Below are 23587 nucleotides of genomic sequence, written 5' to 3'. Positions count from 1 at the left end.
TTTTTGGACTGGACGAGCGGCGAAGTCAATGCGCAGCTCCAAAAGCTGCGCATTGCTCCCTGGTTAGCTGTCGGTATCATAGGCGATATTCGGCGCCAACCAACGCTCGGCGGTTGCCATATCCCAGTCTTTCTTTGCCGCGTATTGCTCTACTTGGTCGCGCTGGATACCGGCAACGGCAAAGTACTTGGCATCGGGATGACTAAAGTAAAAGCCAGAAACCGATGCACCAGGCCACATGGCGTAGCTTTCGGTGAGCTTCATGCCGATGTTCGCTTCGACATCGAGCATCTGCCAAATCTTGCCTTTCTCGGTATGTTCAGGGCAGGCTGCGTATCCTGGGGCAGGACGAATACCCTGATACTTCTCCCGAATCAAGTCTTCGTTTGGCAGGTTCTCATCTGCAGCATATCCCCAGTGCAGCTTACGAACTTGCTCGTGTAAGTACTCGGCAAACGCCTCAGCCAAGCGATCACAAACGGCCTGAACCATAATCGCGTTGTAATCATCACCATCCGCTTTAAAGGCATTAGCGATTTCTTCTTCACCGACACCACCAGTGACGGCAAACGCGCCGATGTAATCGTCTTTGCCAGATTGTGCCACGTAGTCAGCTAAGCAATGGTTGAGCTTGCCCTTGGGTTTACGGGTTTGCTGACGCAAATGGTGCAGGGTGGTGAGTACCTCGGTGCGAGATTCGTCGCGGTAGACGATGGTGTCATCACCATCGCGATTAGCCGGGAACAGGCCGAACACTCCCTTCGCGGTGACTGAACCTTGCTGCTTCAAGGTGTTAAGCATGGCATTCGCTTCAGCAAATAACTTCTTCGCTTCTTCACCGACAGTGGCGTTATCAAAGATCCGAGGGTATGAACCTTTGAGCTGCCAAGTCATGAAAAATGGCGTCCAGTCGATGTATTTTTCAAGTACTTCGATGTCCATGTCTTCAATTACTTGCACGCCCAACTGGTTCGGTACAGGAGGCGTATAGTCATCGGCGATAACATAGCCATTGGCGCGCGCTTCGGTCATATCAATCGCTTGGCCACGAGGGACTTTCCGGGCGTGCTGATCGCGAGCCACTTCATATTCGTGGTTGAGGCGTTCAACAAAGGCAGGGCGCTGCTCATCAGAAAGCAGTGCTGCCGTGACACCAACGGCGCGCGAAGCATTGGGCACATACACCACGGGCTGGTCGTAGTTTTGCTCGATCTTCACCGCGGTGTGAGCTTTGGAAGTGGTTGCGCCACCAATCATCAGCGGCAGAGTAAAGCCTTGGCGCTGCATTTCTTTGGCAACATGCACCATTTCATCGAGTGATGGTGTGATAAGACCAGACAGACCAATCACATCGACATTTTGTTCTTTGGCGACTTGCAGGATTTTCTCACAAGGCACCATCACGCCAAGGTCGACAATTTCGTAGTTATTACATTGCAACACCACGCCGACGATGTTTTTACCAATATCATGAACATCGCCTTTTACTGTTGCCATCAACACCTTGCCATTGCTGGTTCCAGCTTGTTTCTCAGCTTCAATGTACGGCTCTAGGTAGGCCACGGCACGCTTCATCACGCGCGCAGATTTCACTACCTGTGGCAGGAACATTTTACCGGCTCCGAACAAATCGCCGACCACATTCATGCCGTCCATCAGCGGCCCTTCAATGACGTGCAGGGGGCGATCTGCTGCTTGCCGTGCGGCTTCGGTATCTTCTTCAATAAAGTCGGTAATGCCTTTCACAAGCGCATGTTCGAGACGTTTGTTGACGTCCCAACTGCGCCATTCAGCGTCTTGAGCATCGTCTTGCGCTGCGCCGCTGTCACGATATTTATCAGCGATTGCCAACAAGGTTTCGGTGGCGTCGTCGTTACTGTTAAGCACCACCGCCTCAACGGCGTCGCGAAGCTCTTGCGGAATGTCTTCGTAAATTGCTAGCTGACCGGCATTGACGATGCCCATATCCATGCCGTTTTGAATGGCATAGTAGAGAAACACGCAATGGATGGCTTCACGGACCGGATTGTTTCCGCGGAACGAGAAGGACACGTTAGAGACGCCACCGGAAATCATTGCATGGGGCAGATTGTCTTTGATGTCTTTGACCGCTTCGATGAAATCAACGGCATAGTTGTTATGTTCATCAATGCCAGTGGCAACGGCAAAGATATTGGGGTCAAAAATAATGTCTTCCGGCGGGAAACCCACTTTGTTGACCAACACATCATAGGAGCGTTTGCAGATTTCAAACTTGCGCTCGCGGGTGTCAGCTTGGCCGGTTTCATCAAAGGCCATGACAATGACCGCGGCGCCATATCGACGAATTGTTTCCGCCTGCTTAATGAAATTCTGTTCGCCTTCTTTGAGTGAAATCGAGTTCACCACACCTTTACCCTGAATGCACTTCAGGCCAGCTTCCAGCACTTCCCATTTCGACGAGTCAATCATGATTGGCACTCGCGAGATATCGGGCTCAGCGGCAATCAGGTTGAGGAAACGAACCATGGCTTTTTCGGCATCCAACATGCCTTCATCCATGTTGATATCGATGATTTGGGCGCCGTTATCTACTTGGTGTCGAGCAACTTCCAATGCTTCGTCGTAGTTTTCTTCGAGAATTAACCGTTTGAAACGAGCCGATCCGGTGACGTTGGTGCGTTCGCCGACATTGACGAACAAATCTGCGGCGTGAATGTTAAATGGCTCGAGGCCTGACAAACGGCTGGCAACTGGTAGCTCAGGCAGCTCCCGAGGAGCAACACCTTCGAGCCGTTCGGCAAACTGACGAATGTGTTCTGGCGTGGTACCACAGCAGCCGCCGACCATGTTCAAGAAACCTGCATTGGCCCATTCGACAATGTGATCGGCCATTTCTTCTGGGCCAAGATCGTATTCGCCGAAAGCGTTTGGCAGACCAGCATTAGGATGAACCGAGACATAGCCTTCGCTGATTCGAGACAACTCTTCAACGTACTGTCGTAACTCGGCAGGGCCAAGGGCACAGTTGAGGCCCATGGTCAGAGGTTTCGCATGACGCAATGAGTTGTAGAATGCTTCGGTGGTTTGTCCCGATAGCGTCCGACCCGAGGCATCGGTAATGGTTCCTGAAATCATCACCGGCAGGCGTCGACCAATTTGCTCGTACGCTTGTTCTACCGCAACAATGGCCGCTTTAGCATTGAGGGTATCGAAAATGGTTTCGATCAGAATTAGATCCGAGCCACCCTCAATTAATGCCAGTGTCGCCTCTAAATATGATTCTACTAAACCGTCAAAGGTGACGTTTCTGAACCCTGGATCGTTCACATCAGGGCTGATTGAACAGGTACGGTTGGTTGGGCCGAGAACACCAGCGACATATCGAGGCTTATGGGGTTCCTTGGCAGTAAACTCATCTGCCACGGAACGCGCCAATTTGGCAGCTTCCAAGTTCAGTTCGTGACACAGTGCTTCCATGTCATAGTCGGCCATGGCGATGCTGGTGCTGTTAAACGTATTGGTTTCAACAATATCCGCCCCAGCGGCAAAGTATTCAGCGTGAATATCACGAATGATTTGAGGTTGGGTCAGGACCAACAGATCGTTGTTGCCCTTGACGTCACAATGCCAGTCAGCGTAGCGCTCGCCGCGATAATCCTGCTCTTCGAGTTTATGAGCCTGAATCATCGTCCCCATACCGCCATCCAAGATCAGGATACGTTGTTGGAATGCTTGCTCCAGGGACGTTTGGTTATTGTTGTTTTGACTCACTTGTTAACCTCTTCAGCGGTAAACCGTACTACGGAAATCTGATTGTTGTTATGACAGTTTGGCAGCAAGCGCGACGGGCTTGAGCTGTTGCAAATCGTATGGTGTGGTCTGGTAGACAAAGTAGTTCAGCCAGTTGGAGAACAGCAGATTACCATGGCTACGCCAGCGCACCAGCGGTTCTTTGCTCGGATCGTTGTCGCGATAATAGTTCTCAGGAACGGCAGGGTTTAAACCGGCAGCTGAATCTCGAACATATTCGTTGTGCAAGGTTTCCGGATCGTACTCCGGATGACCGGTAATAAAAAGTTGCCGGCCATCTGGAGAAGCAACCAAGTGCACTCCTGTTTGTGGCGATGCCGCGAGAATCTGCAGATTAGTTTTTTCTTCGACCTCATCGGCATTGATCTCGGCATAACGAGAATGCGGGACCCAGAACACGTCATCAAAACCGCGCATCAACGGGTGATTTCGATAGAGTACTTGGTGTGGGTAAACGCCCGAGTATTTTTCTTGGCGAATTTTTCGATCGATGCCATACAGCGTGTATAACGCGGCATGAGCCGCCCAACACAAGTACATGGTGGAGGTGACGTGCTTGTTCGCCCAGTCGATGATGGTCTTCATCCGCTGCCAGAACACCACATCATTCCACTCGACTAAACCCAATGGTGCGCCAGTAATGATCATGCCGTCATAGTTCTGCTGTTCGACTTCTTCAAAGGTGCGATAGAAGGCGTTTAGGTGTTCTTCCGGGGTATTTTTTGATGGCCGGTTGTCGATACGAAGCAAATCAACATCGACCTGCAACGGGGTATTGGACAGCATCCGCATAATCTGAATTTCAGTCTCGATTTTCTTCGGCATCAGATTTAGCAGCAGGACTTTCAATGGCCGAATGTTCTGCGATGAAGCACGTTCGTGGCCCATCACAAAGATGTTTTCTGTGGTCAATACCTGAGCGGCAGGGAGCCGATCTGGAATATTAATTGGCATGCCTTTGTTCCTGCTAAAAACGAAAGTTGCGAAATAATAAAACATCAACGTCTAGACGTCTAGAAGTCTGGTTGATTGAAATTTTTTTCAGCGAATCCGTTTCTATACTCCTAAAGGCAATATTTCGAGCCTTTAACAACAGGAATCGCTCATGAATCGCTTGTATGCAGCAGCTCAGAAAACCTCAGATAAAGTCAACTTGGTGGACTTTTTAGCGCCACTGGTGTTTCGGCTGATCCTCGCCCCCGTCATGATCATTGCTGGCTACAACAAGCTGCGCATTGGTGATGCGGATGCTGGCGTGTTCGAACAGTTTCTAGCCAAGCCCAACATTGTTGCTTGGTTTGGCAATCCAGAGTGGGGTTTGGGATTGCCTGCTCCCGATCTGTTGGCATTTCTTGCTGGCTGGGCCGAGTTTGGTGGTGGTTGGCTGTTGTTGTTTGGCTTTCTGACTCGTTTGGTGGTGATTCCGTTGTTAATTACCATGTTGGTGGCGGCATTTTCAGTCCATTGGGTCAATGGTTGGCATGCCATCGCACCGGCCAATGGTAGTACAAGCGTGGCAACATTTTTTGATTGGTTTGGGTTTAACGCAGCAGCGGAAAGTTTGCAGAACAGTAACGAAGTATCAGACCGCCTTGAGCGGATTCGAAGCATTGTCGAGGCCAATGGCAAACCAAGTTATCTTTACGAGACTGGTCCGGTGGTTATCTTAAACAATGGTATTCAGTTTGCTGCGATCTATTTTTCGATGTTGCTGAGTTTACTCTTTACCGGTGCTGGTCGTTGGCTCAGTGTTGACTACTGGTTAGCTAGAAAACTCGCCAACTAACAGCCAATTGCTGAAACATCGTGCTAAGCTCTGCTAACCATTGTGGCCGTCGCAAGACGCGATGGCTGTTAGCATCGTTGAATCACAGAGGACATTCATGGACGCTATCGACCTGTTATTGAATCGCCACTCTCATGCCAATTTAGCTGCCCCAGCACCCACCCAAGAAGAGCTAGAAATCATCGTTCAAGCCGGCTTGAGAGCGCCAGATCATGCTCATTTAAGGCCATGGCGTTTTATTGTCTATCAAGGCGATGGGCGCCAAGAGTTGGCTGATATTTTGGAACGTGCGGCGATTAACAACCCGGATCTGGACCAAGCTGCCATTGACAAAGCACCGAAAATGCCATTTCGTGCGCCTGTTGTTATTACCGTGATTGCCAAAGTGTCGGCGCACCCTAAAGTGCCGCCGTTGGAACAACATTTAAGTGCTGGTTGTGCGGTCATGGCAATGCAACAAGCTGCTTTAGTACTTGGCTATGGTGGTATTTGGCGCAGTGGTGTTTATGCTACCGATCCTTATGTCCGTGATGCCTTTGAATTAGCCGAGCAAGATGAAATTGTTGGCTTCCTTTACCTAGGCACAGCACAAGGCGAAACCCGCATAGCAGCGATGCCGCTGCTTGACAAATATGTCGAATTCATTGGCGATTAAAGGTTTTTTGTCAGCGTCGCTTCTTTGAACTAGTCTTAAACGCAAGTAAAAGACAAGCCGTTAAGGCTTGCTACCCAAAAATGCCAAATGGCATCAAAACTTGCACACTTACGAAGGGAGTTCCACATGTGGCTTAAGCGCGCTTTGTGTTTGTCTGTGGCAGCAGCAACCTGTCAGGCTGGTGCCTACCAATTATTCGAAAATGAACACCTCTCAGCTCAACTCAAGGGCTACTTTGAAATCGATGCCCTGTATACCGATAGCGACTTTACTGCGAAAGACGGATCATCTCGGCTGGGCTTTCAATTTGACCATCAGATCGATAATGAGTGGGATGCGTCCGCTTATCTCGAATGGGCAATCAAAACCACTAACTCGGGTAACAGCCTAGTGATCAACGGTGATGGTTTGCCTTCTTTGTCTTCGGGCGATAAAGACGACACCATTAGTTTGAGGCAAGGTAACATTGGCGTCGTTCACGATACCTATGGTGCCTTTAAAGTCGGTAAGCAATGGGCTGCCTATTACGATGTGACGTCTTACACCGATGAGTACATGATGTACGGGGGCGAAGCGTCCGGTACCTTTAACTTTTCCGGCGACGGTGGTTTATCAGGAACTGGTCGAGCGGAAAACGCTTTGACTTACCGCAATCAGTGGGCTGGGTTTAAGTTAGGTTTGCAGGTTCAAGTTAGTCCAGGCGATATTACCTTTGAAGACTTTGTCAGTGATACTGGATTTCGTGGTAACAAAGGTGAGTTTGATTCCAGTTATGGCGTCAGTTTTCAATACGTCGCAGACGTTGGCATGCCGTTGACTGTTGGTGTGACGTACAACGAAGCTGACATGGAACTACGCGGTGAGATCGACGACAATTCGTTGAAGCTCAAAGTTGATGACAAGGCAACCGCATTTGGTATCAAAATCGGTAACGGGCCGATGAAAGAAGGCCTCTATGCAGCTTTCGTTTATGCCACCACCGAAAATCATGAGTTCGATAGCCAAGGTATTTTGTATGACGCCGAAGGTCATGAATCGCTGGTCAGTTACGGTTTCAACAAAACTTGGGTGATTTATACCGGTCATAACTCAATCTCTGATGATGACTCGAATTACAAAGAAGCCGTTGCTAGTTATAACGCGGCAATGGGCACTGCGCTTACCGATACGCACGAACTGACTTACTATGTTGGAGGCGTGATATTTAATTGGACCGACTACTTTAGCCTGTTCAGTGAAATCCGTATTGATGACAGTGATTTCAATGGCACCAGCGGCGAAGATATTTATGGACTAGGTGTCCGGTTCAGCTTGTAAGCTGCTCACTGATTGACGATGAAGGCCACACGCAAGTGTGGCTTTTTTATTGTCATAATGACGGCGAGAAGGCAAAAAAAAGCTCGGAACGATTCCTGTTCCGAGCGTAGGGGAATGGCTCTTGTTGAGCCGTGCGCTAACTAACTGTTTCAAAGACAACACCCGAGGGGGGACGCAATCTTTAGATACACTTCAGTGTAGGTCAGATTGTCGATAACGCCACTAATTCGCCTGTTTTTTAACCGTCAAAATGGTCAGAATTGGGTAACTGGTTGATCCCTTACAAGATCCCTAGGTAAAGAATTTTTAATTCGCTGATTAACCACTTTCCCCAGCCCCAGTACTTGTCGTTCAAATTGAACCATGACTTCGCCTTTGTTCGGCAGCTCGCCGATGTCTCGAACATCTTTGCCTTGGAGATATTGCTCCGCTTGCGATGGGTCCAATTCAATCAGCCGTGCCGAGGCTCCTGCTCCCAGCGCAACTGCAAATTCATGGCACAATCGAAAGTCCTTTTTATGTTGCTCGGCAACCTTTAAGCCGATTCGGTCGAATCGCACCTTGCCGATTAATGGCTCAATTGCCTGAGGAAACAACCAGCAAACATTGTCACGCTTGTACCAACTCATATCATTGGGTGCACTTAAGCCAAACTGCTGCAGATGATGGTCAATGGCGCTTCGCTCCTTGGCATTCATCCGTTGATAGGGAAATTGCCCCAACCGATAATTAGTCGCAGTAGGAGGCTCAACCGCCGCGGTTTTTTCAAATGCGGCAATAAAGAACCCTTCGGAATCGTACAGTTGTGGCCAAATATGCAAATAGCCCTCTGGCGTGAGTGCCTTGTCCGCACCATTGAACAATGTTGCCAATGAACGATGTGCAACTGAGCCGGCAAATGTGTTCATCAAATGCTGACAGACTTGCTGATTCTCTTGAGGGTTAAGTGTGCAGGTTGAATATATCAACACTCCGCCGGGCTTGAGGGCGTGAAACGCGCTATCAATAAGCCGCTTTTGCAAGGCAGCCAGCTCCTCAATGGCGGCGATCGACCAGTTTTTCATGGCGTCTGGATCTTTGCGCACCGTACCTTCTCCTGAGCACGGTGCATCGAGCAAAATGGCATCAAAGGTTTCTGGCAATGCAGCACCAAAGACGCTGGCATCAAAATGAGTCAATGCGGTATTGCGGACACCACATCGCTGGATATTGGAAAACAATCCCTTCAACCTTGAACCCGACAACTCGTTTGCTACCAGTCCTCCTTGGTTGTTCATAAAAGCGGCCAGCTGAGTTGTTTTTGAACCCGGCGCAGCGGCCATATCGAGAACCAGTTGAGGACTGTCACATAAGTGGGCTAGAGCCATTGGTGGCAACATCGAGCTGGCTTCTTGAATATAGAATTGGCCATTGAGGTGGCTGACATGATTGCCCAATGGATACTGTGGTTGCTCGGTTAGCCAGTAACCCTGAGGGCACCAAGGTATCGGGTTAGCTTGTGCCACTAAGTTATCAAGGCTAGGCCCAGTGGGCATTTTCAAGGTATTTAAGCGAATGCTCTTTCTAAGCGGTAGTTGACTGATTTCCAACAAAGACTCAATGGTCAAATTTGCCGGTAGTATCGACTTAGTGTTATCAATAAACTCTTGAGGGAATTCCACTTTAGTCATGATGCAAAGTTATGTTATGGGCTAGAACAGCGGCAGATTCTAGCATAACGATAAAAAGGACGTAGCGTGTTAAATCGAGTTTGGCTGGTAATGATCCTTGCCAGTTTTGCCACCGCCCTAGCGCAATGGCTGTTCATTGGCGATAGCCAAAGTGTCAATGGATTGGTGGCTGCGATGTTTGACAGTGCCAGTTTGGCCGTTGAAATTGCCTTGGGTTTGATAGGGGTGTTGTGTCTATGGCAAGGGCTGTTTGCTATCGCCGAGAAGTGCGGGGCGGTTGCTTGGCTAGCCAAAAAAGTGACGCCCCTGTTCCAGTTGCTGATGCCTGGTATACCCAAAGGCGATCCTGCCTTTGGTAGCGTCACGATGAATTTAGCGGCCAATGCTCTTGGGCTCGATAATGCTGCAACGCCACTGGGTATCAGGGCGATGCAAGATCTGCAGAAGCACAATCCGACACCGGATACCGCAAGTGATGCACAAATTCTATTTCTGGTGCTCAATACATCATCAGTCACACTCATTCCTATCACGGTGTTCTTGTATCGAGCGCAGCAAGGTGCTGAAGCGCCGGCCGACGTGTTTTTGCCGATACTGCTGGCCACGACAGCATCGACCATCGGCGGGCTACTGATCGTTTCGCTAGTGCAGCGAATCAATTTACTGCAACGACAAATTCTGATGGCATTTGCGTTGGTCGCAGCGTTAATACTGGCGCTCATTGGTTACTTGATGCAGCTGAGTGCAAGTGCGATTAGCGAACAATCAACCTTAATGGCCAATCTACTGTTAGTTGCATTTATTGCCATTGTTCTGCTGCTTGCTCAGCGGCGTCAGGTTGCTGTTTATGATGAATTTATTGAAGGTGCCAAGCAGGGATTTGAAACCGCTATTCGACTGATTCCGTTTTTGGTCGCGATGCTCGTGGCATTGGCGATGTTGCGCGCGAGTGGTTTACTAGCAATGGTGGTTGATGGCTTGGCGTGGCTGGTTGCATGGTTTGGTGGTGATACGTCGTTTGTCGAGGCAATGCCGGTTGCGTTCGCCAAACCTTTCTCCGGCTCGGCGGCTCGGGCGCTGTTGATTGATACCATGCATGTTCATGGCGCCGATAGCTTTGTTGGTCGTTTGGCTAGCATATTCCAAGGTAGTACTGAGACGACGTTTTACGTCTTAGCGGTGTATTTTGGCGCCGTTGGTATTCGGAACAGTCGCTATGCGCTCTGGTGTGGCCTTTTTGCCGATGCTGTGGGCATTATTGCGGCAATTTTCATTGCCTATTGGTTCTACGGCTAGTGATAACGAAAAAATGCATCAACAGGTGACGGCATTGAGATAGAATGCCGCTCTGCAAAATGACAGTTACTGAAATTGATACTTGGAACATTTTTCTATGCTGACCAACGATCTGATTCGCTATTTGGATGAATTGCTGCAAGCCGATAAAATCCGTGATTACTGCCCCAATGGCCTGCAAGTCCAAGGTCGTGATGAGGTTGGTAAAATAGTCACTGGGGTGACTGCTAGCCAAGCCTTAGTAGATGCTGCTGTTGAGCGCCAAGCGGACGCCATTTTGGTTCATCATGGTTACTTTTGGAAAAGCGAATCACCGGTAATCACAGGAATGAAACACCATCGATTGAAAGCCTTGCTGGGCGCAGATATCAACTTGATTGGCTACCACTTACCACTCGATGTCCATCCACAATTGGGCAACAACGCCCAGCTCGCAGCATTGTTAGACATTGATGTAATCGGCGGACTGGAGCCAAATGACCCATTCTCGGTCGCTATGCTAGGCAGGTTCTCTCAGCCCCTAAGTGGAGCGCAATTGGCACAGCGGATTAGCCATGTGTTGGAGCGCTCTCCGTTACATATTGCTGCCAGCGAACGACCAATTAGCACTGTTGGTTGGTGTACCGGCGGTGGTCAGTCATTTATTGAACAAGCGGCACTTGCCGGATGTGATGCGTTTATTAGTGGCGAGGTATCGGAGCAAACGTTTCATATCGCCCAGGAGTTGAACATCGATTATTTCGCTGCTGGTCACCATGCTACCGAACGTTACGGTGTTAAAGCGCTTGGCGAGCATTTGGCTGAGCAGCATGGTTTGGATGTTGAATTTGTCGATATCGACAATCCGGTATAGACAAGCGCGTGGCTAAATCTAAAAAGGGTCATCGCCAGACCACTAAATCGAACTTCGATGGCGCCGCAAAGAAGTTTTCTCGCAGTATCTATGAGACGCCGAAAGGAAAGATACGCTTGGCTGTTTTACAGCGGGATTTGGCTCAGTTCCGCAATGGCGCTCCGTTACGGATTCTCGATGTGGGGGCCGGGATGGGCCAGATGGCTTTGTGGTTTGCTGAAGCAGGGCATCATGTCACCTTGTGCGATATCTCTGCCGATATGCTGGCGGAGGCAAAACAACATGCGACTCAGCGCCAGCTGGATCAGCAACTCGATTTCATTCACGCCAGCTTGTTTGACTTGGCGCCGCAACAACCGTTCGATTTGATTCTGTGCCATGCAGTCATTGAATGGATTGAGCCACAGGCACAATTTGTCAGCATACTCGGTCAGCTGCTTAAACCTGGCGGATCTCTGAGCCTAATGGCGTATAACGCAAAATCAAAACTGTTGCACAATCTTGTTGCTGGTAACTTTGACCATGTTGCCAGTGGTATGAAAAGGCGTAGTCGGCAACGCCTCAGTCCACAATGGCCGGTAGATTTGCCGCAGCTTGAACAACAGTTAGAGGCCAATCAATTGACGCTTGTTGGACGCTCAGGAGTCAGGGTATTTAGCGATTATGTTCGCGATAGAGAGCACGCTGCGGCCAATGAGCAGCAGTTAATTGAATTAGAGTTACAACATGCTGATGATCAGGCGTTATGCGCTATTGCTCGTTACGTGCACTACGTGTGCCAGCGACATTAGTAATTGCTTTCGGCTGTAACCACCAATCGGTTTCCATCGGCGGCACATCATCCGGCAGGAACGGGTTTTTCAATTCAATTAACACTCTTGGCTTACTCATCAAACGTTCACTAACGGCGCCAAAATGTTTGTCAAATAATGCCCGGAAACTGCCATCTCGTTTCGCTATAGCAAGGCCTGCGGTCAAACGCTCTGCTAGTTGTTTATTGCCGCGGTTGACGAAATAGTAACGAGGGAATGCGTAATACAGGGCAATATCCTCATTGAGACCAATATCGGGATAGCGCATGGCTTGTTCTTTTAACTCGGCTTCGACTTCATTCAGGCCCCGCGGCAGGTAATCAATCTGGCCAGTGCCAAGCATGGCGAACAGTTCTTGATACTGAGGTGAAGTCATGACGGGCAGTCGATTACGGTACAAGATACGAAGATCTTCCCAATGCAAGCCAAAGCCTGCGATGACGTTGTCGCGGAGTTGTTGAATAGAGTGGATATCGGCAAATTTGTAATTCGATGACCGATTTGTCAGCAACAACCTGAAGCCCAGCATGCCCTGTAGCAACGGTTGTTTAATGGCAAGATAGTTTGCCTCACGGCGTTTGCTGGTTGGCAAAAAAGCGATATCGACTTCACCCCGGGTTAACGCCCGCAAGCCTTGCTGTTCAGTCATTGTTGATTGATGCGCTATTGGCGTCGCTTTGCCGTATTCTTGGTCAGTTATTGCCAGTAAATGTTCAAGCAATTCAACTTCATAACTGAACCTGTCATGGCTTTGAAAGTAGACCACATTGGTCTGGGCATAGCTAGTGGGGATCAGCAACATCAATACCAGCGAGATGATAAAAATCTGCACCACTTAGGTCTCCAATTCCACTAGACTAACGTCAAACGACAGTCACCTTAGTATTCAGTATGCCTATTAAGCCCTCGCAATCAACCTTGGCTACGCCGTGTTTTGACCGTCGTAGCAATGCGCAACTGATAAAACACGATAATTGCGTGATTGTGCGCGCCAATAACGCCGAGATTGAGCAATTGCCTAATGTCATTGTGGCGAGCTGGGACCTGAGCCTATGGCGCGACCAACAAGTGTTAGGCGATGGTTTCCAAATGCTTTGTCAGTGGCGTGGTACATTGCAGCACCCCCAGCGGGTCAGCCGCTGTGCCGACAACGACAATGACTATCGACGCTATCCAGCCGATCAGGTTCGTTATTACAACTACTTGATCGTTGAGGTAGAGCCCAGTAAAGCGTACTGGCTCTGCGGCTTTGCTAGCTGTGACCAGTTTAATGGCTATTTTCAATATCGAGATCAAGGGCTCTTGGTGGCGGTAGTGGAAACGGAACAATTGTCGCTGGCGGCGCGTCAAGAGTTGTCTTTGCCAATGCCTGTATGTGTAGCCGGTCATTCGATTGATGAGGTGACCTCGCAGTTTGCTAAGGCGATTCAACACCACCACGGAGTGCCCAGATTTAACAACAGCCTGCAGGGCTGGTGTTCCTGGTACCACTATTATGAACACATCACTACCGACATTATCGCAGCCAATAGTGATGCGTTGAGTAAACAATTTCCGCAAGCCAAGGTAGTGCTGATCGATGATGGCTATCAACGAGCGATGGGGGATTGGTTGCTACCGTCTGACAAGTTTGCTGGCGGTGTTGAATCGGCAATTGATGCAATTGAACGCGCCAATTGCCAACCGGGCATCTGGTTGGCGCCATTTATTGCTGAGCGATCATCACAGTTATTGCAGCAACATCCCGACTGGTTTGTCCGCAATCAACAGGGGCGCCCGATACCGGCGGATGACATTACCTACGGAGGTTGGCGTTGCACTCCTTGGTACTTGCTTGATACTTCCCAAGATGGCCCTTGCCAATACTTGCGAGATACAGTCGCAGCAATGAAACAGCGCTGGGGCATCGTGCTGTTCAAACTCGACGCGCTATATTGGGGGGCATTGCAAGTTCCGCGAGCCAATCCAATGACCAGTGTTGAAGCATATCGCCGTGGCTTGGCTGCTATTCGCGAAGGCGCAGGTGATGCGGTCGTGCTGGGCTGTAACGCACCGATGTGGCCATCGCTAGGATTAGTTGACGCGATGCGAACCAGTGACGATATTCATCGGCATATGCATCGCTTCAGTCAGTTGCATCAAGAGAATGCCTGCCGTAGTTGGCAGCACAACAAACTGTGGCAGATCGATCAAGATTGTCTGACCGTATCGGATCTCGACACCGCTGAGCAGCAACAGCACGCGAGTCCATCGGAATACCTGTTTCACGCCACATCAATGTTGACCCATGGTGGCAATCTGATCTTGGGTGATTCGGTGCTGGCGATGCCGTCTTTAGCGCACAACACCATTCAGCGATTGTTCGATCGTTGGCAGCAGAGTGAAGACAGTGCTAAGTATCACGATTTGGATTTTAGTCAGGCGCGCTTGCGACTGAGCGCGGAACTCGAATTGTTCTTGTTGTTTAACTTGCATCGCGACGTTACGCAGCAACACATCGTTAGTTGTGATGAACCGGTGGATTGGTTCGATTACTGGCAACAAATACCCCTTGCTGATCAGCAAACCGAGTTCAGGTGCAATGTTGAGCCAAAACAGGCGAGGGCGATTCTAGCGAAAAGACGCGGTCAAAGTAGCGCTTAGAACTTGAGTTCGTAGGACAAGCCAAGTTTACTATCTCCCAAACCAGGGATGGTTCCAGAGGTATAGAGTGCTCTGAGGCTGGAGCGGTCGTCGAGTGGCAAGCTAGCACCGACACCAACCGCGAACTTGGCATCATTAAACTGTAAATCAGCATATGGCATGTAGCTGTTTAGTGGGTCATCCTGACTTCGATGGCTCAGTGCATAATAACTCGGATCGTAGGCCTGGCTAAACACCTCAAACCTGACGTTGTCATGGGGTAAAGCGACCAATGGCAACGCGATGTATTGGTACGACATTGCCTCGGCATCATAAAACTGATCGGTGGCTGTTGGCAGGATTTCAATTTTGTGGCTGTAGTTAATCAGCGACTCATACACCGCGTTGTAAGTCTGCTTGGCAAAGTCTGATGCAGTGGTGAGCGATTGGAAATCAATTTGAAACTTTTGATTGAACTGCAGAAAGCTGGCTTGGCCTGTGGTGAGCACTGGTTGTTTATCATTGGTTGATTCGGCGGCGTCACGATCGAGCGCCTGACAAGGTGTCAGAGCACTTAACCCGGCAGCTATCGCTACAATAATTGAACCAATCAAATACTTCATACAAGCCCTAACGTAACGTACGACAACAATCTGTGCGTCAACAGCGGTCAAAAACTATCAGCACCATAGAGCAAAAATCAACGAATTCTTTTGATTCCCGACAAATTTGTGAACACATCGTTACATTTTGAAACACCGATGCGATGAGCAGCACACATTCCTCTAGTTGACGGAACTTTAATCAAATAGTTCAAAATTATTGCTGGCAAATTGTTATTGCCCCAATGACGAGGGACTAATTTACTGTTTGATGGGTGCCGTTAGCGGCTATTGTCTGTATTATCTCCACACTAACTAAAAAAAGATGCTGGAATAATCAGTCGTGCCATCCATTGTCAATTGAGTGACGAACGACTGGTGTTGTGAGGGAACTAGCCAATGCGACTTATCACCACTTCTGCGCTGACCTTGATTGTGGCCGTCAGCAGTCCTGTAAAAGCCGATTATCAACCGGCTGCGGTTGAAATAGCTGACGGTTTAAAGCTTCGACCTCAACTTAGTGTGATTAATGGTTATGACGACAATACGGCGCACACATCGACTGCTGAAATTGATAGCTGGTACACATTACTCAAGCCCGAATTAACGGTTGCGGGCGGCGACAAGCTGAGTAACTTCGCGGTCGGTTATCAATTGGCACATGCGACCTATCATTCGAGTGATGAAGATGATTACACCGATCATAAGCTAACCACCAAGCTGCACCATGAGTTTACCAGTCAACATCGTCTGACCATGAACTACGACTTCATTCGGGAGCATGAAGCGCGTGGCAAAGGCATCAGTGAAGGACAGGGTGACCGCCTCGATGAAGTTGTTGAGAAGGAATTGCAAAATGCCTCGGCGCTTTACGGTTTCGGTGTCAGTGATGCACGATTCAATGTTGACGTTCGCTTAGCTTACGACCAGCAGGAGTATCGCAACTTCCGTCAACAAAGCGTGTTTCGAGATTTTGACGCACTAACTGCTGGCGCCACGCTGTATTGGCGTTTGGGACCGAAAACCTCAGCGCTGCTTGATTGGAGTCGCACGGATACTGAGTATGATCGCCAAGCCGCCTCCGAGAGCAACCGCGATAGTACCGATGAGAGCTATCAATTGGGTTTGCGCTGGCAAGCCACTGGCAAAACTGCTGGTATCGTTAAAGTCGGTTACGAAAATCGCGATTATGATGACGTCGCGCGAACTGACTTTTCTGGTTTAACTTGGTCTGTCGGCGCGGAATGGATGCCAAAGAGTTACTCCAAAATCAGCATTGAAAGTGGTCGACGGGCGAAAGATCCCGATACCCTTGGTGACTTTGTAAAAGAAACCAATGCAGCATTGCGTTGGCAGCATGGTTGGAGTGACCGATTGACCACTACTGTTGGTGGCAAATACGTTGACGAGGAGTTCACCGGTTTAGACCGAGATGATGATTATCTATCGGCACAGTTTGCTATTAGCTATGATTGGCGCCGCTGGTTAAGCACGGAACTGAACTACCAGTACAGTGACCAAGATTCCAATATAGAGCGCTTGAGTTACGATAAAAGTACCTACTGGCTGACGCTGCGTGCAGCCCTATAAAAAGCAAAGCGAATGACAAAAAGCTGGCTTTAGGCCAGCTTTTTTGTGGACCGCTTATCGGTTTATTGAATGACGAGTTAATGACTCACTGAGTTGATGAAAGTATCGAATTGTTTTGGTGACAAAGGCGCGCTAGCCAAGTCTATTCCCCAGTTCAAACCACGTCAGGCACAGCTTGATATGGCGCTTGCAGTCGAAAAAGCGATGAAGCAAAAGACCAACTTAGTGGTCGAGGCTGGGACGGGTACCGGTAAAACCTTCGCTTATTTGATTCCGGCGCTGTTAAGTAAAGGTAAGACCATCGTCAGTACCGGAACCAAAGCGCTGCAAGAGCAACTCTTTCATCGAGATTTGCCGACTGTTATCGATGCCCTAGGTTGCGGTCGACCTGTAGCTTTGCTCAAAGGGCGGGCTAATTATTTGTGCCGATACCGGATGGATTTGCACCTAAAACAAGCTGATAAGCTACTCGAGTCTGACTTGCAGGCTGATTTAGTGATCGTCAAGCGCTGGTCGAATCGAACTGACAGTGGCGACATCGGCGAATTAACAGAGCTCGGTGAAGACAGTCGTATTTATCCTTATGTGACTTCGACTCAAGACAATTGTTTGGGCCGAGATTGCCCAGACTATGACGAGTGTTACCTACTAAAAGCGCGCAAAAAGGCCCAGGAGGCAGAGTTGGTGGTGATCAATCATCACCTGTTCTTTGCCGACATGGCGATTAAAGACACCGGATTTGGTGAACTATTGCCACAGGCCGATAGCTTTATTTTCGATGAAGCTCACCAACTACCCGATATTGCTACCATGTATTTTGGGACCTCGTTGTCTACTCGCCAGATTGTCGATCTGAGCAAGGATGTTGAAGCTGCCTATCGCTCCGAAGCGGCCGACCAAGCCCAGTTAGGTAAAGCGGCGGCGCGATTATCGCAAGCCGGGCAAGACCTACGGCTTTGCTTTGGCCGAGAGCCAAGCAAAGGCAATTGGCGCGAGCAAATGCAACAAAGCAATGTGCAACATGCGGTCAAGCGCCTAGCCGATGATTTGAGCTTTTTATTCGATGTGTTGAAGCTGGCTTTGGGACGAGGAAAATTAATTGATCAATGCTGGGAGCGTTGTAGCCAGTATATCAATCAGCTCAAAGCGATTTGCCAAGTCGATGAACTCGGCAATAGCTATTGGTTTGAAACGACACCTCGACATTTAATCATGCATTTAACGCCATTGGATATCGCCAACCGCTTTGCCGATTTTATGGCCCAGCAACACGCCTCTTGGGTGTTTACTTCCGCTACCTTGCGAGTTGGCGATGGTTTCAGACATTTTTCCTCTCAAATGGGAATTCAGCGTACTGCAGAGTTAAGTTTGCCAAGCCCCTTCAACTATCAGCAACAGAGTTTACTATTTGTTCCGGCATCTCTGCCAGAACCAGTCGGCGGTCAGCCTACGGCAAGGCAATTCATAGAGACTATTTTGCCGCTCATTGAGGCGAGCAAAGGCGGCGTGTTTGTGCTGTTTACTAGTCATCGGATGATGCAGCAAGTAGCCGCCGAGATTGGCGAGCAATTGACGCGGCCGATATTGGTCCAAGGAAAGAGTTCAAAACGGATTTTGCTCGATCAATTTGTTGCTGCAGGGGATGCTGTATTGCTGGCAACTGGCAGTTTTTGGGAAGGCGTTGATGTCCGAGGTGATGCCTTGAGCTGTGTTATCATCGACAAATTGCCCTTTGGTGCCCCAGATGACCCTTTGCTCAGCGCTCGCATCGAAGATTGCCGGCGCAGTGGCGGCGACCCATTTTCGGCTATTCAAATTCCCAAAGCGGTGATCACTTTAAAACAGGGCGCAGGGCGCTTGATCCGTTCAGTGACAGACCAAGGCTTATTGGCAATCTGTGACTCTCGATTAGCATCCAGAGCCTACGGCAAAACCTTTTTGCAAAGCTTACCGGAGATGCCGAGAACTCGGCGACAAGACAAGGCGGTGGCGTTTTTGCAACAACCTTCGATAGAACAACAACCTGATTAAATGATGAAAAAGCTCCAAATCTTAGCAATCGATACCTGTACTGAAAGTTGCTCTGCGGCATTGATGGTCGGTGACGAAATAATTGCCGATAGTAAAGTGGCACCCCGAGAGCACGCTAAATTAGTATTGCCAATGGCAAAATCACTGCTAGCACAAGCCGGATTGAGTTTATCGCAACTCGATGCCATCGCCTTCGGTCGCGGGCCAGGCAGTTTTACTGGTGTTCGTATCGGTACCGCAACGGCGCAAGGATTGGCATTCGGCGCCGATTTACCACTGCTAGCTATGTCGACGTTGCAAGCTCTGGCTCGTCAAGGTTACCGTTTAAGCGATATCCCGCAGCAGTTAGTCGCCATTGATGCTCGGATGAATGAAATCTACCTCGGTAGCTTTTGCCATCACCAAGGTGACTTTGTGCCACAACAGCCAGAGCGAGTTTGCCCACCAGAGCAATGGCGCGATGTTGTTGACGAATCAAAAGACTATTACGCGACGGGCTCCGGTTGGTTGGCTTATGCCGATAAACTGGCTCCAATGCCAAATCACGTCGTGCACCACGATATCGATCTATTTCCACTTGCTGAGGACATGGCGTATTTAAGCCAGTTTGCTTGGCAACGTGGTGAAGCTGTTGATGCTGCAGACGCTCAGCCTGTATACCTTCGTGATACCGTGACGTGGCAAAAACTACCTGGTCGCTAAGGGATCGTTGTTCGCGGCGATAAGCTAGCAATCTTGTTTCAAATTGTGTCTGGGGCTGGCTATTTGACTGCTGAAAGCTTTAAGTTAATGGCCAGTCTGTAATACCAGTCGATGCAAACATTTGCTCCGCTCAGAGCAGGATAAATGTCTACATCGATTGGTATAAAGCTACGATTTTCCATATAAATAACAGCACAATAAAGGAACAAATAGCATGCTACTGAGAGCTCTGAGAACGACTTCAGCGAAGAAAGCTGTATTGGCAGGATTAACCTTATCGGCAGCCGTTATTGCTGCTCCGGCAATGGCTGATGACGCATTAGCGAAAACCATTGCCGATGAACGTCGTGCTGCGATGGCCGAACGAGACGTCTATCGTCACCCCTACCAGACACTCACTTTCTTTGGTATCAAACCAACAGATACAGTGATCGAATTGTGGCCCGGCAGTGGGGCTTGGTATAGCCACATACTCGCTCCTTATCTGAAAGATCAAGGTAAGTTCATTGCCGCCAATTTCAAAGTCACTGGAGCTGATGAAAATAGCTACTACTACAAAAATGGTAAGAAGCTTCTGGCGAAGTTAGACGCTAACAAAGACTGGTGGGGCAATGTTGCAGTGGTTGAATTTCAGCCGCCGGCCGCTGCCAAACTGGGTGCTGATAACTCGGTCGATATGGTTCTAACTTTCCGCAACCTCCATGGTTGGCATCGCGATGGCATCGATGGCGATGTCTTGGCATCAGCATTTGCTGTGTTGAAGCCTGGTGGCGTTTTGGGGGTGGTTCAGCATCGCGGCCCCGACAATAAAAGCAACGAAGAACTGAAGGGTTCAGGTTACTTGAACCAAGCTGAACTGATTGGCGTCATTGAAAGCGCAGGCTTCAAAATTGTTGCAACCAGCGAAGTTAACGCCAATGCAAAAGACACCAAAGACCATCCTAAAGGAGTGTGGACATTACCGCCGGTACTGCGCCTGAAAGATCAGGACAAAGACAAGTACCTTGCTATTGGTGAGAGTGATCGCATGACCTTGAAGTTCATCAAACCAGCGAATTAACTCATTTCGTTTGGCTTGATCAACTATGTATCAAGATTGGTATTGCCAACTAGCTGGTATTAAGCTGGCTGGTTGGCAAATTAACCCCCCATCCCAAGAGCCGCAAAGGCCTTTAATCGTTGCCACCCATGGCTGGCTCGATAACGCCAACTCATTACTGCCATTGGCAAAAAGAATTCAGAATCATCCGGTACTGGCATTTGACTGGCCCGGCCACGGCTTGTCGCAACACTTGCCATCCGCGGCAAACTATCATTTTGTTGATTGGGCTGATGTGCTGTATCAGGTGTTGGTGCAAATTGATCAGCCAGTGATTTTGGTTGGCCATTCAATGGGGGCTTTGGTCAACAGCATGGTTGCTGCAGCATTTCCCGAGAAAGTGTCCCACTTGGTGATGATTGAGGGCGCAGGGCCGCTGTCTGCAGCACCAGAGCAAGCGGTCGCCATGCTTCGTAAAGGATTACTCAGCCGCAAGCGCAATCGGCAGCAAACGGCTAAATATTATGACGATATTCATCAAGCCGTTGCTGCTAGGCTAGCGGTGTCAGATGACCTCAATCCAACGCTCGTAGAGCTACTCATCAAACGTAACGTAAGGACTTCAGATTCGGGGGTGCAATGGGCATATGATCGACGGATTAAAGCGCTGTCTGCTACCCGTCTGGTGGAATCTCAGGTCCAAGAAATGTTGCAAGCGATCGCATGCCCAGTGCAAATTATTGTCGCAACCGATGGTTATCCAGAAGTGAAATCAATGCTGGCGTCGCGTCGAGATTTCTTTCAGCGGTTGTCTGTTGAGGAACTTCCCGGCGGTCATCATGTCCATATGACACAACCGAAAAATGTCGCTTCATTAATTGAGCAATTTGTCGCCGGCACAATTCAAACAAGTGATTGAAAATATGCGCTAGCTCTCATGATGAACAAGTGAATTGAGGTGATTTATGAATTTTGTGTCACGATTTGATGGTTAGAGTGTTAGCTCTAGTCTAAATGCATCAAAGTTCAATATAACAAGTGACTTTGCAGTTACACTCAATAAAAAACATAACAAACTATACAAGCAGGAGAGCGCCGTGGAGAAGACCTGGCTGGAGCAATATCCAGAAGGGGTGCCCGAATTCATCGACCCTGAACACTACACCTCGTTGATCGACATATTTGAGGAGTCGGTCCATAAATACCCCGATCAGCCAGCATTCATCAACATGGGTGCGACTCTGACATTTCGCAGTTTAGAAGAACAGAGCCGAATTTTTGCTGCTTACTTGCAACAAGAGTTGAAGCTACAAAAAGGCGACCGTGTCGCCATTATGATGCCCAACTTGTTGCAGTATCCGATCGCCTTGTTTGGTGTCTTGCGCGCAGGGCTAGTAGTTGTCAACGTTAACCCGCTGTACACCCCTAGAGAACTAAAACACCAGCTTAATGACTCCGGGGCAAAAGCTATTGTTATCGTCTCTAACTTTGCTCATACCCTTGAAAAAGTGGTTCGAGAAACGCCAGTTAAACACGTTATCCTGACCAAGCTGGGTGATCAGCTGGCAACGGCGAAAAGGACTTTGGTTAATTTTGTCGTGCAGTACGTCAAAAAGATGGTGCCGAAATATGATTTGCCAGATGCTATCTCGATGCGCAAAGCGCTGGCCAAAGGTCGTCATTTAACTTACGTGAAGCCTCACATGTCGCCTGATGATTTGGCATTTTTACAATACACTGGCGGTACAACCGGTGTTGCTAAAGGCGCTATGTTGAGTCATAGCAATATGGTCGGCAACCTCGAGCAAGTGGCAGCTATCGTTGGCCCAGTGATTAATCCTGGCAAGGAATTTGTGGTGACCGCGTTGCCGCTCTATCACATCTTTGCGCTGACCGCGAATTGTCTGACCTTCATGAAATATGGTTGCGCCAATCTGCTGATCACCAATCCACGCGATATTCCCGGGTTTGTCAAAGAGCTCAGTCGCTACCCGTTTACCATTATGACAGGGGTGAACACCTTATTTAACGCGTTACTGAACAACGAAGATTTCCGTGCCCTTGATTTCAGTAATTACAAATTAGCACTTGGTGGTGGTGCGGCGGTGCAGCGAGCGGTAGCAGAAAAGTGGCATGAGGTGACGGGTACCGTGTTACTCGAGGGCTATGGCTTAACTGAGTGTTGTCCACTGGTGACGGTGTCACCGATGAACCAAACCGCTTACAACGGCAGTATCGGCTTACCCGCGCCATCAACCGACATGAGACTGGTCAATGATGATGGCGTCGATGTCGGTCCCGGTGAAGCAGGAGAGTTGTGGGTAAAAGGGCCACAGGTGATGCAAGGCTATTGGGGCAGGGACGACGCCACAGCGGAAGTCATTGTCGAAGACGGTTGGCTTCGCACCGGTGATGTTGCCAAGGTCGATGAGCAGGGCTATTTCTTCATTGTCGATCGTAAAAAAGACATGATTCTAGTGAGTGGTTTCAACGTATTCCCAAATGAAATTGAAGATGTCGTTGCGATGCATCCGGGCGTAGTGGAAAGTGCTGCGATCGGTGTCCCTAATGAAGTGACGGGCGAATCGGTCAAAATCTTTGTGGTGCGTAAAGATCCGAAACTCACTGATTCGGCATTAATTCAACATTGCCGCAAACATCTGACGGCTTATAAAGTACCGAAGTTAGTGGAATTTCGTGATGAGTTGCCAAAATCAAACGTTGGCAAGATTCTCCGCCGGGAATTGCGCAAACACGAGGAGCATTAACTGTAATTGCTTCATTCTGGCGCAGCTGCAGTAGGCGATGGCTGCGCCAATT

General features: G+C 49.1%; 18 protein-coding genes. 13 read left to right on the top strand and 5 right to left on the bottom strand.

What is annotated here, in order from left to right:
• Positions 1-63: 63 nt before the first annotated feature.
• Together metH and metA are read right to left on the bottom strand one after the other, a co-directional pair.
• Positions 64-3753, bottom strand: coding sequence for a methionine synthase (metH, locus tag CBE68_RS04050; RefSeq protein WP_087504781.1), 3690 nt, complete (start codon positions 3751-3753; stop codon positions 64-66).
• 48 nt (positions 3754-3801) lie between these two features.
• Positions 3802-4746, bottom strand: coding sequence for a homoserine O-acetyltransferase MetA (gene metA / locus CBE68_RS04045; RefSeq protein ID WP_087504780.1), 945 nt, complete (start codon positions 4744-4746; stop codon positions 3802-3804).
• A 151-nt stretch (positions 4747-4897) separates the two neighbouring features.
• Between metA and CBE68_RS04040 the strand changes: the two genes are divergently transcribed.
• The 3 genes from CBE68_RS04040 to CBE68_RS04030 all read left to right on the top strand — a co-directional run bounded on the left by CBE68_RS04040 (position 4898) and on the right by CBE68_RS04030 (position 7550).
• On the top strand, positions 4898-5578 hold the full coding sequence (locus CBE68_RS04040) for an HvfX family Cu-binding RiPP maturation protein (RefSeq protein WP_087504779.1): 681 nt from the start codon (positions 4898-4900) through the stop codon (positions 5576-5578).
• 97 nt (positions 5579-5675) lie between these two features.
• Positions 5676-6233 carry an NAD(P)H nitroreductase gene (locus CBE68_RS04035; protein ID WP_087504778.1) on the top strand — a complete coding sequence of 186 codons (558 nt, stop codon included), beginning with the start codon at positions 5676-5678 and terminating at the stop codon, positions 6231-6233.
• 126 nt (positions 6234-6359) lie between these two features.
• On the top strand, positions 6360-7550 hold the full coding sequence (locus tag CBE68_RS04030) for a porin (RefSeq protein ID WP_158100488.1): 1191 nt from the start codon (positions 6360-6362) through the stop codon (positions 7548-7550).
• A 254-nt stretch (positions 7551-7804) separates the two neighbouring features.
• On the opposite strand, the gene rsmF is transcribed toward CBE68_RS04030, so the two are convergent.
• The gene (gene rsmF, locus CBE68_RS04025) at positions 7805-9220 is read right to left on the bottom strand and encodes a 16S rRNA (cytosine(1407)-C(5))-methyltransferase RsmF (protein WP_087504776.1); all 1416 of its coding nucleotides are present in this window, start codon (positions 9218-9220) and stop codon (positions 7805-7807) included.
• 66 nt (positions 9221-9286) lie between these two features.
• Here rsmF and CBE68_RS04020 point away from each other — a divergent pair, with 66 nt between their 5' ends.
• From CBE68_RS04020 to CBE68_RS04010, 3 genes are all read left to right on the top strand, one after another.
• Complete coding sequence (locus tag CBE68_RS04020; protein WP_188708069.1) at positions 9287-10516, top strand: nucleoside recognition domain-containing protein; 1230 nt, start codon at positions 9287-9289, stop codon at positions 10514-10516.
• 97 nt (positions 10517-10613) lie between these two features.
• Entirely contained in the window at positions 10614-11369 is a 756-nt protein-coding gene (locus CBE68_RS04015; RefSeq protein ID WP_087504774.1) for a Nif3-like dinuclear metal center hexameric protein, read from the top strand.
• Between the two features lie 8 nt (positions 11370-11377).
• Positions 11378-12160: a methyltransferase domain-containing protein gene (locus tag CBE68_RS04010; protein ID WP_087504773.1), complete on the top strand. Its 783-nt coding sequence runs from the start codon at positions 11378-11380 to the stop codon at positions 12158-12160.
• Here CBE68_RS04010 and CBE68_RS04005 read toward each other — a convergent pair.
• Positions 12120-13016, bottom strand: a complete 897-nt coding sequence (locus CBE68_RS04005; RefSeq protein WP_087504772.1) for a type 2 periplasmic-binding domain-containing protein — start codon at positions 13014-13016, stop codon at positions 12120-12122. The genes CBE68_RS04010 and CBE68_RS04005 overlap by 41 nt on opposite strands.
• A gap of 56 nt (positions 13017-13072) precedes the next feature.
• Between CBE68_RS04005 and CBE68_RS04000 the strand changes: the two genes are divergently transcribed.
• Positions 13073-14824, top strand: coding sequence for a glycoside hydrolase family 36 protein (locus CBE68_RS04000; protein WP_087504771.1), 1752 nt, complete (start codon positions 13073-13075; stop codon positions 14822-14824).
• Here the strand turns inward: CBE68_RS04000 and CBE68_RS03995 are convergent.
• Complete coding sequence (locus CBE68_RS03995; RefSeq protein ID WP_087504770.1) at positions 14821-15426, bottom strand: hypothetical protein; 606 nt, start codon at positions 15424-15426, stop codon at positions 14821-14823. The genes CBE68_RS04000 and CBE68_RS03995 overlap by 4 nt on opposite strands.
• A 378-nt stretch (positions 15427-15804) precedes the next feature.
• Between CBE68_RS03995 and CBE68_RS03990 the strand changes: the two genes are divergently transcribed.
• From CBE68_RS03990 to fadD, 6 genes are all read left to right on the top strand, one after another.
• Positions 15805-16995 (top strand): outer membrane beta-barrel protein, encoded by a 1191-nt coding sequence (locus CBE68_RS03990; protein ID WP_087504769.1) that lies wholly within the window; start codon positions 15805-15807, stop codon positions 16993-16995.
• Positions 16996-17091: 96 nt separating this feature from the next.
• Entirely contained in the window at positions 17092-19026 is a 1935-nt protein-coding gene (locus tag CBE68_RS03985; RefSeq protein ID WP_087504768.1) for an ATP-dependent DNA helicase, read from the top strand.
• Positions 19027-19029: 3 nt separating this feature from the next.
• Entirely contained in the window at positions 19030-19728 is a 699-nt protein-coding gene (gene tsaB / locus CBE68_RS03980; protein ID WP_087504902.1) for a tRNA (adenosine(37)-N6)-threonylcarbamoyltransferase complex dimerization subunit type 1 TsaB, read from the top strand.
• 214 nt (positions 19729-19942) lie between these two features.
• Complete coding sequence (locus CBE68_RS03975; RefSeq protein WP_229744635.1) at positions 19943-20788, top strand: class I SAM-dependent methyltransferase; 846 nt, start codon at positions 19943-19945, stop codon at positions 20786-20788.
• Between the two features lie 25 nt (positions 20789-20813).
• Positions 20814-21686 carry an alpha/beta fold hydrolase gene (locus CBE68_RS03970; protein WP_087504766.1) on the top strand — a complete coding sequence of 291 codons (873 nt, stop codon included), beginning with the start codon at positions 20814-20816 and terminating at the stop codon, positions 21684-21686.
• A 178-nt stretch (positions 21687-21864) separates the two neighbouring features.
• Positions 21865-23535: a long-chain-fatty-acid--CoA ligase FadD gene (gene fadD / locus CBE68_RS03965; protein ID WP_087504765.1), complete on the top strand. Its 1671-nt coding sequence runs from the start codon at positions 21865-21867 to the stop codon at positions 23533-23535.
• Positions 23536-23587: the final 52 nt, after the last annotated feature.

The organism is Neiella marina, assembly GCF_002165625.1.
Lineage (GTDB): Bacteria > Pseudomonadota > Gammaproteobacteria > Enterobacterales > Neiellaceae > Neiella > Neiella marina.
This window is presented reverse-complemented; position numbering and strand designations above follow the sequence as displayed.

Excerpts from the sequence above, each read along its gene's own strand:
- metA (WP_087504780.1), bottom strand. The coding sequence starts at position 4,746 with ATGCCAATTAATATTCCAGATCGGCTCCCTGCCGCTCAGGTATTGACC.
- CBE68_RS04040 (WP_087504779.1), top strand. The coding sequence starts at position 4,898 with ATGAATCGCTTGTATGCAGCAGCTCAGAAAACCTCAGATAAAGTCAAC.
- CBE68_RS04035 (WP_087504778.1), top strand. The coding sequence starts at position 5,676 with ATGGACGCTATCGACCTGTTATTGAATCGCCACTCTCATGCCAATTTA.
- CBE68_RS04030 (WP_158100488.1), top strand. The coding sequence starts at position 6,360 with ATGTGGCTTAAGCGCGCTTTGTGTTTGTCTGTGGCAGCAGCAACCTGT.
- rsmF (WP_087504776.1), bottom strand. The coding sequence starts at position 9,220 with ATGACTAAAGTGGAATTCCCTCAAGAGTTTATTGATAACACTAAGTCG.
- CBE68_RS04015 (WP_087504774.1), top strand. The coding sequence starts at position 10,614 with ATGCTGACCAACGATCTGATTCGCTATTTGGATGAATTGCTGCAAGCC.
- CBE68_RS04000 (WP_087504771.1), top strand. The coding sequence starts at position 13,073 with ATGCCTATTAAGCCCTCGCAATCAACCTTGGCTACGCCGTGTTTTGAC.
- CBE68_RS03995 (WP_087504770.1), bottom strand. The coding sequence starts at position 15,426 with ATGAAGTATTTGATTGGTTCAATTATTGTAGCGATAGCTGCCGGGTTA.
- CBE68_RS03990 (WP_087504769.1), top strand. The coding sequence starts at position 15,805 with ATGCGACTTATCACCACTTCTGCGCTGACCTTGATTGTGGCCGTCAGC.
- CBE68_RS03985 (WP_087504768.1), top strand. The coding sequence starts at position 17,092 with ATGAAAGTATCGAATTGTTTTGGTGACAAAGGCGCGCTAGCCAAGTCT.
- tsaB (WP_087504902.1), top strand. The coding sequence starts at position 19,030 with ATGAAAAAGCTCCAAATCTTAGCAATCGATACCTGTACTGAAAGTTGC.
- CBE68_RS03975 (WP_229744635.1), top strand. The coding sequence starts at position 19,943 with ATGCTACTGAGAGCTCTGAGAACGACTTCAGCGAAGAAAGCTGTATTG.
- CBE68_RS03970 (WP_087504766.1), top strand. The coding sequence starts at position 20,814 with ATGTATCAAGATTGGTATTGCCAACTAGCTGGTATTAAGCTGGCTGGT.